10 protein-coding genes are annotated in these 13,809 nt (G+C 58.3%); 7 read left to right on the top strand and 3 right to left on the bottom strand.

The genetic code is table 11. The features are described from left to right. Positions 1 to 97 precede the first annotated feature (97 nt). The 4 genes from mrcB (at position 98) to fhuB (ending at position 6,837) form a co-directional block, all read left to right on the top strand. Positions 98 to 2,584, top strand: a complete 2,487-nt coding sequence (gene mrcB, locus ABRZ28_RS18080; RefSeq protein WP_330521057.1) for a bifunctional glycosyl transferase/transpeptidase — start codon at positions 98 to 100, stop codon at positions 2,582 to 2,584. Between the two features lie 554 nt (positions 2,585 to 3,138). After that, on the top strand, positions 3,139 to 3,936 hold the full coding sequence (gene fhuC, locus ABRZ28_RS18085) for a Fe3+-hydroxamate ABC transporter ATP-binding protein FhuC (RefSeq protein WP_330521058.1): 798 nt from the start codon (positions 3,139 to 3,141) through the stop codon (positions 3,934 to 3,936). A gap of 2 nt (positions 3,937 to 3,938) precedes the next feature. Then, on the top strand, positions 3,939 to 4,859 hold the full coding sequence (gene fhuD, locus ABRZ28_RS18090; RefSeq protein WP_319604336.1) for a Fe(3+)-hydroxamate ABC transporter substrate-binding protein FhuD: 921 nt from the start codon (positions 3,939 to 3,941) through the stop codon (positions 4,857 to 4,859). Next, positions 4,846 to 6,837 (top strand): Fe(3+)-hydroxamate ABC transporter permease FhuB, encoded by a 1,992-nt coding sequence (gene fhuB, locus ABRZ28_RS18095; RefSeq protein WP_442878718.1) that lies wholly within the window; start codon positions 4,846 to 4,848, stop codon positions 6,835 to 6,837. Before fhuD ends, fhuB begins: the two co-directional genes overlap by 14 nt. Positions 6,838 to 6,875: 38 nt before the next feature. Here fhuB and hemL read toward each other — a convergent pair whose 3' ends face one another. After that, positions 6,876 to 8,156 carry a glutamate-1-semialdehyde 2,1-aminomutase gene (gene hemL / locus ABRZ28_RS18100; RefSeq protein WP_330521059.1) on the bottom strand — a complete coding sequence of 427 codons (1,281 nt, stop codon included), beginning with the start codon at positions 8,154 to 8,156 and terminating at the stop codon, positions 6,876 to 6,878. A 276-nt stretch (positions 8,157 to 8,432) separates the two neighbouring features. Here hemL and erpA point away from each other — a divergent pair, with 276 nt between their 5' ends. Next, positions 8,433 to 8,777, top strand: coding sequence for an iron-sulfur cluster insertion protein ErpA (gene erpA / locus ABRZ28_RS18105; RefSeq protein ID WP_319604334.1), 345 nt, complete (start codon positions 8,433 to 8,435; stop codon positions 8,775 to 8,777). A 90-nt stretch (positions 8,778 to 8,867) separates the two neighbouring features. Here the strand turns inward: erpA and btuF are convergent, their stop codons facing one another. Together btuF and mtnN are read right to left on the bottom strand one after the other, a co-directional pair. Next, a complete protein-coding gene (gene btuF, locus ABRZ28_RS18110; protein WP_330521060.1) occupies positions 8,868 to 9,686 on the bottom strand; it encodes a vitamin B12 ABC transporter substrate-binding protein BtuF in 819 nt (272 codons plus the stop codon). 7 nt (positions 9,687 to 9,693) lie between these two features. Next, positions 9,694 to 10,395, bottom strand: a complete 702-nt coding sequence (gene mtnN / locus ABRZ28_RS18115) for a 5'-methylthioadenosine/S-adenosylhomocysteine nucleosidase (protein ID WP_319604332.1) — start codon at positions 10,393 to 10,395, stop codon at positions 9,694 to 9,696. Between the two features lie 107 nt (positions 10,396 to 10,502). On the opposite strand from mtnN, the gene dgt reads away from it, so the two are divergent. Together dgt and degP are read left to right on the top strand one after the other, a co-directional pair. Then, positions 10,503 to 12,011, top strand: coding sequence for a dGTPase (gene dgt, locus ABRZ28_RS18120; RefSeq protein ID WP_330521061.1), 1,509 nt, complete (start codon positions 10,503 to 10,505; stop codon positions 12,009 to 12,011). A gap of 175 nt (positions 12,012 to 12,186) precedes the next feature. Continuing rightward, the gene (gene degP / locus ABRZ28_RS18125; protein ID WP_319604330.1) at positions 12,187 to 13,623 is read left to right on the top strand and encodes a serine endoprotease DegP; all 1,437 of its coding nucleotides are present in this window, start codon (positions 12,187 to 12,189) and stop codon (positions 13,621 to 13,623) included. Positions 13,624 to 13,809: the final 186 nt, after the last annotated feature.

A 13,809-nucleotide genomic window follows, 5' to 3' on the forward strand; every position in this document is an offset into this window, starting at 1 on the left:
GATGTTTCCTCTTCCTTGAGAAAGGCGCGGGAAACAGAGTAAGGCGGCTTAAGCGTAAAGCGGATGGCTGTGACAACCTGACGGAGAAGCAACAAGCATGTCTGGGGATGATCGCGAACCTATTGGACGCAAGGGAAAAGCGTCGGGACGTAAACCTGCGCGCAGGCAAACAGTTCGGCGCCGCAGGAATGACGACTATGATGATGATTATGAAGATGATCAGGATGATTTTGATGACGATGATAATGGCTATGATGACGAGGACAGCATGACCGGCAAACCGCGTAAGAAACGTCGCTGGCTGGGACTGTTCATCAAACTGGCCCTGATTTTTGCCGTGACGCTGGCCATTTACGGCGTGTATCTCGACAGCCAAATCCGCACCCGTATCGAGGGCAAGGTGTGGCAGTTGCCGGCGGCGGTGTACGGCCGAATGCTCAATCTTGAACCCGGCATGCCCTATAACCAGAAAGAGATGATTAGTCTGCTGGAAGGGATGCAGTATCGTCAGGTGAGCCGTATTACCCGCCCGGGGGAATTCAGCGTACGCGGCAACAGCATTGAAATGCTGCGCCGTCCTTTTGATTTCCCCGATGGCAAAGAGGGGCAGATTCACGCCCGTCTGACGTTCAGCAACGAGCGTTTGTCGCAGATCCAGAATCTGGAGAATCAGCGTAACTTCGGCTTCTTCCGCCTCGATCCGAAATTGATCACCATGATGCAGTCGCCGAATGGCGAGCAACGTCTGTTTGTGCCGCGTTCCGGCTTCCCCGATCTGTTGGTGGATACGCTGGTGGCGACCGAAGATCGTCATTTCTACGAGCACGACGGTATCAGCCTGTTCTCGATCGGGCGCGCGTTTTTAGCCAATATCACCGCCGGACGGGCGATCCAGGGCGGCAGTACGCTGACGCAACAACTGGTGAAAAACCTGTTTCTCACCAATGAGCGATCCCTGTGGCGTAAAGCCAACGAAGCCTATATGGCGCTGATCATGGATTATCGCTATAGCAAAGATCGCATTCTGGAACTGTATCTCAACGAAGTGTACCTCGGTCAGAGCGGCGGCGATCAGATCCGCGGTTTCCCGCTGGCCAGCCTTTACTATTTCGGCCGTCCGGTGAATGAGCTCAGTCTCGATCAGCAGGCGCTGCTGGTGGGGATGGTGAAAGGGGCGTCGCTGTATAATCCGTGGCGCAACCCTAAACTCACCCTGGAGCGCCGCAATCTGGTATTGCGCCTGCTTCAGAACCAGCAGGTGATAGACGTCGAACTGTATAACATGCTGAGCGCGCGTCCGCTGGGCGTACAGCCCAGGGGCGGGGTCATCAGTCCTCAGCCAGCGTTTATGCAACTGGTGCGGCAGGAATTACAGCAAAAGCTGGGCGATAAGGTCAGCGATCTGTCCGGCGTGAAGGTGTTCACCACCCTTGATCCGGTCTCGCAGGATGCGGCGGAAAAAGCGGTGGAAGAGGGGATTCCGGCATTAAGGGCCGCGCGCGGCGTTAACGATCTGGAAGCCGCCATGGTGATCGTCGATCGTTTCAGCGGCGAGATCCGGGCGATGGTCGGCGGATCGCAGACGCAATACGCCGGGTTCAACCGCGCCTTGCAGGCGCGTCGTCCGGTCGGTTCGCTGGCTAAACCGCCGACTTATCTGACGGCGCTCAGCCAGCCGGATACCTATCGGCTGAATACCTGGCTGGCGGATGAGCCGCTGTCGCTCAAGCAGCCCAACGGCCAGCTGTGGCAGCCGAAAAACTACGATCGCCAGTTCCGCGGACGCGTGATGCTGGTCGATGCGCTGGCTAACTCGCTTAACGTGCCGACGGTGAATCTGGGGATGGCGGTGGGACTGGATCAGGTTACCGCCACGCTGAAACGGCTGGGGATTCCTGAAAATGTGATCTCGCCGATGCCTTCGATGCTGCTGGGGGCGATCAGCCTGACGCCGATGGAAGTGGCGCAGGAATACCAGACCATCGCCGGCGGCGGCAATCGCGCGCCATTATCGTCTTTACGTTCGGTGATTGCCGAAGACGGCACGGTATTGTTCCAGAGTTTCCCGCAGGCCGAGCGCGCGGTTCCCGCCCAGGCGGCCTACCTGACGCTGTACGGCATGCAGCAGGTGGTGGAACGCGGCACTTCGCGTTCGCTGGCGGTTAAATTTCCGAATTACCACCTGGCGGCGAAAACCGGCACCACCAACGATCTGCGCGATAGCTGGTTTGCCGGGGTGGACGGCAAGGAAGTGGCGATAAGCTGGGTGGGGCGCGACAACAACGGGCCGGCGAAGCTGACCGGCGCGAACGGCGCATTGACCCTCTACCGCCGCTACCTGGAAAATCAGACGCCGTTGCCGCTGATGCTGACGCCGCCGGAAGGCATTGCGGCCATGACGGTGGATGCCAGCGGCAATTTTATCTGTAACGGCAGCAGCGCCGGGCGGTCTTTACCGATTTGGACGGATAATCCGCAGGCGCTGTGTCAGGCCAGCCAGCCGCAGACGACGCAACCGGCGCAGCCAGCACAGCAAAACGGCGACGGCGTGGCGGACTGGATCAGGGAAATGTTCGGGCAATAATTTTTGCTTCCGCCCCCGCGTCGCTGCTGTCTCTTAGTCACATTTTTATGCGGACTCAGAGGCAGTTTCGTGCGCCACAATGCCGCCATTTCCATGCTACGTCGTAGCACGCGCCCGACATAGGTGGCTCAAGCGCCAGCCCCCTATGAACCCGGGCTTGCGGCTAAATTATGCCGCTGTGCGGTGCCTTCGTCGGTATCAGGCTTAACGGACCGCTTGCGACACGTTCCAGACGTGGCGCAAGCTTTCGCCGCATCCTTGCGGCTCATCCTAAGCCTGCTATCGCCTCAGCATAATTTTTTACGCCGCGTAACACCCACTTCCGTCAGCGCTCCCGCATTTGTGTATAAGAGACAGCGCGTCGCCGGGGGGCTTTCCGCTTTGTTTCTGGCGTTTCGGCGTCTCCTTCTTTGATTTCCTGCCGTGTAAATTCCTTGCGGAGCGCATTCCGTTACGCCTATTATGCAATCTTTATAATAATTATTATCATTGTCCTTTAGTTTGATAACCATTAGCCGCCTTGATTTCAGGCCGGCGGTGAAATCCAAAACGTTATGCAAAACCAACATGCACTGCCCGATACCACCTTCAGGCTGGACGATGTCAGCTTTTCTATTGCCGACCGTATGCTGCTGCGTCCGCTGACCCTGACTTTTCCCGTGGGGAAAGTCTGCGGTCTGATCGGACACAATGGCTCCGGCAAATCCACACTGCTGAAAATTCTTGGCCGCCACCAGCCGGCCAGCGGCGGTTCGGTGTGGCTGGGCGAACGTTCCCTCGAACGCTGGGACAGTAAAGCCTTTGCCCGTCAGGTGGCCTACCTGCCGCAACAACTGCCCGCGGCGGAAGGCATGACCGTGCGCGAACTGGTCGCCATCGGGCGCTATCCGTGGCACGGCGCTCTGGGGCGTTTCGGCGGCGCCGATCGGGAAAAGGTCGACGAGGCGATTAGGCTGGTAGGGTTGAAGTCCTTCGCCAATCGTCTGGTGGATAGCCTGTCCGGCGGCGAGCGGCAGCGGGCCTGGCTGGCGATGACCGTGGCGCAGGATAGCCGTTGTCTGCTGTTGGACGAGCCGACGTCGGCGCTGGATATCGCGCATCAGGTCGAGGTGCTGGCGTTGATCCAGCGGATGAGCCGGCAACGGGGGCTGACGGTGATCGCCGTGTTGCACGACATCAATATGGCGGCGCGTTATTGCGATTATCTGGTGGCGCTGCGCGGCGGCGAAATGATTGCGCAAGGCGAGCCTCTGGCGCTGATGCAAGGTCCGGTGCTGGAAAGTATTTATGGGATTCCCATGGGAATATTGCCTCATCCCGGCGGCGGCGCGCCGGTAAGTTTCGTTTGCTGACTATGTCTTATCCATTATCGTCCGGCCGTAGCGCCGATATTGTGCGCCGCCGCCTGCTGACCGCGCTGGCGCTCTCCCCGCTTCTTTATTCCGCCGCCGGCCGCGCCGCGGCCTATCCCGACCCCCGCCGCATCGTGGCGCTGGAGTGGCGGCAGGTTGAAATGCTGATGGCGCTGGGGATTGCGCCGATGGGCGTCGCGGATATCCATAATTACCGCTTGTGGGTGGCGGAACCCGAACTGCCGCCGGGGGTGATTGATGTCGGTTTTCGTACCGAACCGAATCTGGAACTGCTGGCCGAACTGCGCCCCTCGCTGATCCTGCATTCCGAAGGTTACGGCCCGTCGGCGGAGAAACTCGTCCGTATCGCGCCGTCCATGGGGTTCGGTTTTAACGATGGAAGCGGCAAGCCGCTGGCGTTGGCCAAGCCCTCGTTGGAGAAGCTGGCGGAGGCGCTGGGCATGCCCGAGGCGGCGCACCGGCATTTACGCCAGTTCGCCGAATTTATGCAGCAGGCAAAAACGCGTTTACAGCCTTATACCCGTCGTCCGTTGCTGCTGTTTACCCTGCTGGATCTGCGTCACGCGGTGGTGATCGGCGAAAACAGCCTGTTTCAGGAAGTAATGGATGAAGTCGGGATAGAAAACGCCTGGCGCGGCGAAACCAGTTTCTGGGGAAGCACCATTGTCGGCATTGAACGTCTGGCCGGGATTGAAGGCGCCCACGCCCTCTGCTTCGGTCACGGCGACGACGCCGTGATGGCGCAGTTGGCGGACAGCCCGCTGTGGCAGGCGATGTCGTTCGTGCGTGAACGCCGCTTGCAGCGGGTACCCCCGGTCTGGCTGTATGGCGCCACGCTGTCGGCCATGCGCTTCTGCCGTCTGCTGGAACAGGCTCTGGAGGCGCGGCGTGACGTTAACTAGAAACCGGCTGTCGCCCGTGTTGCCGATCGGTTTTTTGCTGACGGCGCTACTGCTGTTGGGCGGTTACAATTTGTTGCGGCAACTGCCCGCGGCGCAGTGGTGGCAGGGATTATGGCGGCCTTCCTCCGAGGATATTCGCCAACTGCTGTTTCACTATAGTCTGCTGCCGCGTATGGCGCTGGCGCTGCTGGTGGGCGCCGGGCTGGGGCTGAGCGGGGTGCTGTTTCAACAGGTTTTGCGCAATCCGCTGGCGGAATCCTCGACGTTGGGCATCGCCACCGGGGCGCAGTTGGGGGTGACGGCCGTCACGCTGGCGGCGCTGCCCGGCGGCGTGTTTATGCAGCAAATAGCGGCGATGATCGGCGCGTTGGCGGTTGGCGCGCTGGTGTTCGGCGTCGCCTGGGGAAGACGCCTGTCGCCGGTTACGCTGATTCTGGCCGGGCTGGTGGTGAGCTTTTACTGCGGCGCGCTCAACCAACTGCTGGCGCTGTTTTATCATGACCAGCTACAGAATATGTTCCTGTGGAGCAGCGGAGTGCTGAATCAGCAGGACTGGAGTAACGTGAGCTTTATCTTTCCGCGTCTGTTGCTCTGTTTCTGCCTGGCGTTGCTGCTGCTGCGTCCGCTAACCCTGCTGGGACTGGACGACGCCGTCGCCGGCAATCTGGGGCTGGGCATATCGCTGGCGCGGCTGGGCGCTCTCGGACTGGCTATTTTCCTTAGCGCTCAGTTGGTCAATGCGGCCGGCATTATCGGTTTTATCGGCCTTTTTGCCCCGCTGCTGGCCAAAATGCTGGGCGCCAGGCGTTTACTGCATCGGCTCTGGCTGGCCCCGTTGCTCGGCGCCTTATTGCTGGGCGTGACCGATCAACTCGTCATCTGGTTGAGCGGCGTATGGCGCGAAGTGCCGACCGGCGCGGCGACGGCGGTGATTGGCGCGCCGCTGCTGCTGTGGCTGTTGCCGCGTTTGCGCACCGGCGGACAGCCTTCGATGATGGAGCCGGGCGGAATACGGGAGACGGAGCGACGCCGGTGGGGATGGTGGATGCTGGCGGGCGGCGCGCTGTTGATCGCCGTGGCGTTAATCGCGCTGACGCTGGGAAAAAACGCGCAGGGGTGGCACTGGAGCGGCGGCGATCAGTTAACGCAGCTATTGCCGTGGCGCTGGCCGCGCGTGCTGGCGGCACTGGCCGCCGGGGTGATGCTGGCGGTGGCCGGCACGCTGATACAGAAACTGACCGGCAACCCGATGGGCAGCCCGGAAGTGCTGGGGATCAGCTCCGGCGCCTCCTTCGGCGTCATCATTCTGCTGTTTTTCGTACCCGGCGACGCCTTTGCGTGGCTGATCCCGGCCGGCAGCGCCGGCGCCGCGGCGGCGCTGCTGGCGATGGTGATGATTGCCGGGCGCGGCGGCTTTTCCACCCAGCGCATGCTGCTGGCCGGTATCGCCCTGAGCATGGTGTTCGCCACGGTGATTACGTTGCTGTTGGCCAGCGGCGATCCGCGGGTGGCGAGCGTGCTTACCTGGCTGTCCGGGTCGACCTATAACGTGGAAGGGCCGGATGCCGTGCGATCCGTGGTTATCGCCGTATCGCTGCTGTTGATAGTCCCGCTGTGTCAGCGCTGGCTACGCATTTTGCCGTTAGGCGCCGCCACCGCCCGCTCGCTTGGGGTGGCGGTTACCCCGGTGCGTCTGCTGGTGCTGTTATTGGCCTCGGTACTGACCGCCGCGGCGACGTTAATCGTCGGGCCGATGAGCTTTGTGGGACTGATGGCGCCGCATCTGGCGCGCATGATGGGGTTCAGCCGTATCATGCCGCAGATCTGCGCTTCCGCGCTGCTTGGCGGGGGGCTGATGGTGTCGGCCGACTGGTGCGGGAGAATGTTGCTGTTCCCGAACCAGATTCCGGCCGGGCTGCTGGCGACCTTTATCGGCGCGCCGTATTTCGTTTATCTGCTGCGCCGGCAGGCCCGATAAAGCCCCACGGAGTGAGGACAACCGGGCCTGCCATTTGATTACAGCCGCGCAAAAGAACGATGCGCGGCTTCTATCGTGCGTTCAATATCCTGCGGGCTGTGCGCCAGCGACATAAAGCCGGCTTCAAAGGCGGAAGGCGCCAGGTAGATCCCTTCCTCCAGCATCAGATGGAAGAAGCGCTTGAAGCGCTCTACGTCGCTGGTCATCACCTCCTGATAACAGGTGACGCGCTCGGCATCGGTGAAAAATAGCCCGAACATCCCGCCGGCCTGATTGACCACCAGCGGAATATTCGCCGCCTGCGCCGCCGCGGACAGACCCGCCGCCAGTTGTTCCGTCAGTGCGGTCAGTTTTTGATGCACGCCGGGTTTGGCGACTTCGCTCAGGCAGGCGAAACCCGCCGCCATGGCTATCGGGTTGCCGGACAGGGTTCCCGCCTGATAAACCGGCCCGGTGGGGGCCAGCGCCTGCATCACGTCGCGCCGGCCGCCGAAGGCGCCCACCGGCATGCCGCCGCCGATGATTTTCCCCAGACAGGTCAAATCCGGCGCCACGCCGTAGTGCGCCTGCGCGCCGGCCAGCGCGACGCGAAAACCGGTCATCACTTCGTCGATAATCAGCAGCGCGCCGAACTCGTCGCACAGCGCGCGCAGCCCCGGCAGAAAGTCCGGCAGCGGCGGCACGCAGTTCATATTCCCGGCCACGGGTTCGACGATAACCGTGGCGATGTCCTGCGGATATTGTTCAAAGGCGGCGCGCACGGAAGCCAGATCGTTATAGGTGCAGGTCAGCGTATGGCGGGCGAAATCCGCCGGTACGCCCGGCGAGTTGGGCTGCCCCAGCGTCAGCGCGCCGGAGCCGGCTTTCACCAGCAGGCAGTCGGCATGTCCGTGATAACAGCCTTCGAATTTGATGATTTTGTCGCGTCCGGTAAAACCTCGCGCCAGACGGATGGCGCTCATGGTCGCTTCGGTGCCGGAGTTGACCATACGCACCATATCCATGGTCGGCACCAGCGAGGTCACCAGCCGCGCCATCCGCACTTCCATTTCCGTCGGAGCGCCAAAACTTAACCCGCGCTCGGCGGCGGCGATGACCGCCTGACGAATGGCGGGGTGGTTGTGTCCCAATATCATCGGTCCCCAGGAACCCACGTAATCGATATAGGATTTGCCATCGGCATCGTAAAGATAGGCTCCGTCCGCCCGTTCGATAAACAGCGGCACGCCGCCCACGCCGTTAAATGCGCGAACCGGCGAATTGACGCCGCCCGGAATAAGTTGCTGTGCCGCGGCGTACAGACTTTCAGATTTGTTCATTAAAGGATCCTGACTTTACGTTTGTCGTGGAAAGTAAGGTCATTCTAATCAACTGGCCGCGGTTATGAAAATCGTTGTGCGGCGATACGGACTGAAAATACAACGCCGCGGTTCGACGGCAAGCGCGGCGGATTGCGGCGGGAACAAGGCTTAATACGCGGCGTCACGCGCTGACTGACGTCAAATCTTGCACGTTTTAACCCGCTATTGAATAATAAGCGTATAATTGAGTGAATAACGTATCACCCGATAAGAATGTAGGTTGGGAGTAAAAGTATGAGCGACGAAGTGGCATTGCCCCTGCAATTTACCGATGCAGCGGCGAACAAGGTGAAACTCCTGATTGCTGATGAAGAAAATCCGGATCTGAAACTGCGGGTTTATATTACCGGCGGCGGTTGCAGCGGCTTCCAGTATGGTTTTACGTTTGATGATCAGATCAACGAAGGGGATATGACCATTGAAAAGCAGGGCGTCGCGCTGGTGGTCGACCCGATGAGCCTGCAATATCTGGTCGGCGGTTCGGTCGACTATACCGAAGGTCTGGAAGGCTCGCGTTTTATCGTGAGCAACCCGAATGCCAAAACGACCTGCGGCTGCGGTTCTTCTTTCAGTATCTGATTCGGCTTCAGCCGGCAAAAAAGCAAAACCCGTGAGTCCGCATCGCGTCACGGGTTTTTTGTTGCCTAAGCCCGGCTGATGATGACTCTGCTAATCATTTTTTTTCAGTTCGGCCAATTGCCGGCATATCTGTTGCGCGGCCAGCAGTAAGCGCGGCCCGCTGCGATTAAACCAATCTTCATTCACCGCGATCGTCGGAACGGATAATTGCGGTTGCCAGAAGGCCTGCGTAGCGGCGATATCATCAGCGGAACCGCTGATGATAATAGCCTGTGGTTTGCGCATTAAGACCTGTTCCCGGCTGACCTGCGGCCAGGGAACCGTGCTGTCGCTGAAAATATTCTGCGCGCCGCACAACGAAACAACCTGACTTTGCAACGTGCCTTTCGCCGACGTAAACAGCGGGTGGGCGCCAAACTGCATGAAAACCCGCAGAGGATGATTATCGGCGTAGCGGCTCTGCAATTCCGCCAGTTGCCGGCGCAATGCGGCGGCGTTCTGCTCCGCTTGTTCAGGATGCGAACTGTATTGCGCCAGCGTCTTCAGCATTGCGGGAATATCATCGAGCGTTTTGGCATCCAGATAGACCACGGGAATACCAAAATTGGCGAGTTGCTCCAGCGGTCTTTGCGGATTGCCTTCACGCCAGGCCAGAATAAGATCGGGTTTCAGCGTCAGGATCCGCTCAAGGTTAATTCCCTGCCAGGAGGCGACCTGCTCCAGTTTTCGGGCTTCCGGGGGATAGTCTGACCAACTGCTGACCGCCGCCAACTGGGTTCCCATCCCGGCGGCGTAGGCCAGTTCGGTGGCGTGCGGCGCCAGACTGATCACGCGCTGCGGCAGCGCGTTTGCCGCGGCGATGGTGAAAAACAGCAGAAGCCCGAACAGAGAATGAATCCGCAATTGCATTGTGGCGTTACCGACGTTCAGCCAGCGCCTGTAACATGGTCTCTACCATGCGGGTGGATTGCCGGGCGGCGACAACCAGAAATTCGTCAAAGCTCAGATGAGATTCCTGGTCGGCGACATCGGAAATCGCCCGCACGATGACGAAAGGGACGGCGAATTGATGGCAAACATGGGCAATCGCCGTGGCTTCCATTTCTACCGCGATGGCCTGAGGGAAGGTTTTACGGATGCGGGCCAGCGGTTCCGCGCCATTGATAAACGCGTCGCCGCTGACGATCAGACCGCGCACCGCGTTCAAATCTAGCTTGGCGATGGCGTCCTGGGCCAACGTAATCAACCCTTCGTCCGCGGTGAAGGCGGCCGGGCAGCCCGCCATCTGGCCGGGTTCATAACCAAAAGCGGTGACGTCGGCGTCGTGATAGCGCACTTCATCGGAAACGACGATATCGCCGACCTTCAGCGTTGCGGCCAATCCGCCGGCCGAACCGGTGTTGATCACCACGTCCGGGCGGCAGTGCTCCAGCAATAATGTGGTGCCCAGCGCGGCAGAGACTTTGCCAATGCCGGATTTCAATAGGGCGACATCAACGCCGTTTAACCGACCGGTGTAAATTTCGCAACCTGCGCGCTGTATGGTCTGACGGTTTTCGATACGATCGCGAAGCAGGGTAACTTCTTGTTCCATAGCTCCGATAATGCCGACTTTCATAGTATTCCCCACAAATTTTGTTATAAATAGCACGAGTATAGCGTCCGCTAGTCTATCATGGCTTACGGGGTTAGATGGCGATGCGGCGGCACTAAATGGGGAGTCCTATGTCTGATATCGATTTCGCGAAAAAGATGAGTTTTCAGCGTCCGCTCAGTCGTCCGATTGCGGCTAAAGATGAATATGCCATTGTTCGTCAGTTCGAGAGCGATCGCGGACGTATTATCAACTCCGCCGCCATTCGCCGCTTGCAGCAAAAAACCCAGGTTTTTCCGTTGGAACGCAATGCCGCGGTGCGCTCTCGTCTGACCCACTCCATGGAGGTGCAACAGGTCGGCCGCTACATCGTCAAGGATATACTCGAACGCCTCAAGCGCGACAATCGGTTGGAGGCGCTGGGACTCGCCCAACTACAAACCCCGTTTGAAAGCATGGTGGAGATGGCGTGTTTGATGCATGACATCGGTAACCCGCCATTTGGTCATTTCGGCGAGTCGGCGATCAATAACTGGTTCGGACAGTTAATGGACGTCGCGCATGCGGTCACGGATGACGCACGCGAAGATAAATGCCGGGTCGGTTTTTTACGTTGCCGGGAGGATGGCCTCAATGAACTGCGGCGGCGTATTCGGCAGGATTTAAGTCATTTCGAAGGCAACGCGCAGGCCATTCGCCTGGTGCATACCTTGCTTAAGCTGAATCTGACCTACGGCCAGGTCGGCTGCATATTGAAATACACCAGGCCCGCGTACCGGTGCGAAACTCCGCCGCCGGAATTTTCTTATCTGATGAAAAAGCCAGGCTATTATCTGGCGGAGGAAGCCTTCGTCACCAAGCTGCGCGAAGAGCTGTCGATGGGGGAATTCCATCGCCATCCGCTGACTTATATTATGGAGGCGGCGGATGATATTTCTTACTGCATCGCCGATTTGGAAGATGCCGTCGAGAAAGATATTCTCACCATCGAACAGCTCTATGAGCATTTGCGTCATTCCTGGGGCGACGTTCAGCCGGGGGATTTATTCAGCGAAACGGTGGGAAAATCCTATGAGACCCGAAATCGTCACCGCTGGCGCAGCATCAACGATCAGTTTTTTATGAATCTGCGGGTGAATACGGTCGCCACGCTGGTGCCGCATGCTTCCCAGCGTTTTATCGATAACCTGCCGGATATTTATTCGGGGGCGTTTAATCAGGCGCTGCTGGAGGATGAAAGCGCGCAGAATCGATTATTGAAAATATTTAAAAACGTCGCCTTGAAACACGTCTTTAATCACCATGAAGTGGAACAACTGGAGCTTCAGGGCTACCGGGTTATCCGCGGGTTGCTGGAGATTTATAGCCCGCTGCTGGATATGTCGTATCAGGATTTCAGTCAGTTGGTCAACGAGGAAACGCACAAACGCTATCCGATTGAAACCCGGCTGTTTCATAAATTATCCAGCAAACATTGCATGGCTTACCGCGAAGCCGTGGAGAATCTGCGGCACTTATCATATGAAGAGCGGGAAATTCGCGAATATTATTTCCGCGCGCGTTTGCTACAGGATTATATCAGCGGCATGACCGATCTTTATGCCTATGACGAATATCGCCGACTGATGGCGGCGGAATAATAACTTTTGTAAAGAGCGCCAATATTTTCTTACGGTTCAGCGTCTTCCATTAATGAACCAAGTTGATCCATATTTATCTTATACAGCACACCTCTGCATCTACCCCGCATCTTGCGCGATGAAGGGTATAAAGGCGGTGAGAGCTTGCCTGTTGATTACTGTGAGACCTATTCCCATGAAAAGAAAATCATTGGTTCTAAGTGCGCTGACATTAAGTCTCGCAATGGCGATGGGATCGCTTGGCGCGAATGCGGCGGAGCCGACCCCTTCCTTATCTTCATCCAATCAACTGCCCAGTCTGGCTCCGATGCTGGAAAAAGTCATGCCGTCGGTGGTGAGTATCTCTGTAGAAGGGCATGCCAGCGTCGCCAGGGAAAAGATCCCGCAGCAGTTGCAGCCGTTTTTTGGCGAAGACTCGCCATTCTGTCAGGACGGCTCGCCGTTTCAGGAATCCCCCATGTGTCAGGGCGGAGATGACGGCGACGGGCAGCCATCCCGCCAGCAGGCCTTTCAGGCATTGGGCGCCGGCGTAATCATCAATGCGGAAAAAGGCTACGTGGTAACGAATAACCATGTGGTGGACAATGCGGATAAAATTCAGGTTCGTCTCAATGACGGCCGTAAATATGACGCCAAAGTGATCGGTAAAGATCCTCGCTCCGATGTTGCGCTGGTGCAGTTGCAAAGCTTTAAAAATCTGACGGCGATCCAATTGGCCGACTCCGATCAACTGCGCGTAGGGGATTACACTGTCGCGATCGGCAACCCATATGGCCTGGGCGAAACGGCGACCTCCGGGATCGTATCGGCGCTGGGGCGCAGCGGGTTGAATATCGAAAATTATGAAAACTTCATACAAACCGACGCCGCCATCAACCGCGGTAATTCCGGCGGGGCGCTGGTCAACCTGAATGGCGAATTGATTGGTTTAAATACCGCGATCCTGGCGCCTGACGGCGGCAATATCGGTATCGGTTTTGCCATCCCCAGCAATATGGTGAAAAGTCTGGTTGCCCAGATTGTCGAGTTTGGTGAAGTAAAACGCGGTGAACTGGGCATTACCGGGACGGAGCTGAATTCAGACCTGGCGCAGGCGATGAAAGTCGATGCGCAGCGCGGCGCGTTCGTCAGCCAGGTTCAACCGAAATCAGCCGCGGCTGAAGCCGGTATTAAAGCCGGCGACGTCATTGTGTCGCTAAACGGCAAGGCGATAAGCAGTTTCGCGGCATTGCGGGCGCAGGTCGGTTCGCTGCCGGTCGGCAGCAAGCTGTCGCTGGGGCTGCTGCGCGACGGCAAACCCGTTACGGTGACGGTCACGTTGCAGCAAAGCACTCAGGCTCAGGTCGCATCGGGTAACCTGTATTCCGGCATCGAAGGCGCCGAATTGAGCAATACCCAGATCGATGGTCAGAAAGGCGTCAAAGTCGATAACGTGAAAGCCGGCTCGGCGGCGGCGAAAATCGGCTTGAAAAAGGATGACATTATCCTGGGTGTGAATCAGCAACCGGTTCAGAATCTCGGCGAGCTGCGTAAAATTCTGGATAGCAAGCCGGCGGTGCTGGCGCTGAGTATCCGCCGCGGTGAAAGTAATATTTATCTGCTGATGCAATAACCCTCAACAGTCTCTGCCGAATCGGAACGGTGAGAATGGTATAGAAGAGTAAAGCGTCCGCGCCAGGGACAAAGGCGTTGGGAACGCCTTTGAACGTCGCTTGCGACGGCCCTGCAAGGGGGAATCTCAGGGATGAGATTCCTATTCGCGCGGTTCGAGCTTACAGGGATGTACTCGCAGCGTCTT

This window comes from Brenneria sp. g21c3 (assembly GCF_040240345.1).
Classification (GTDB): Bacteria; Pseudomonadota; Gammaproteobacteria; order Enterobacterales; family Enterobacteriaceae; genus Brenneria.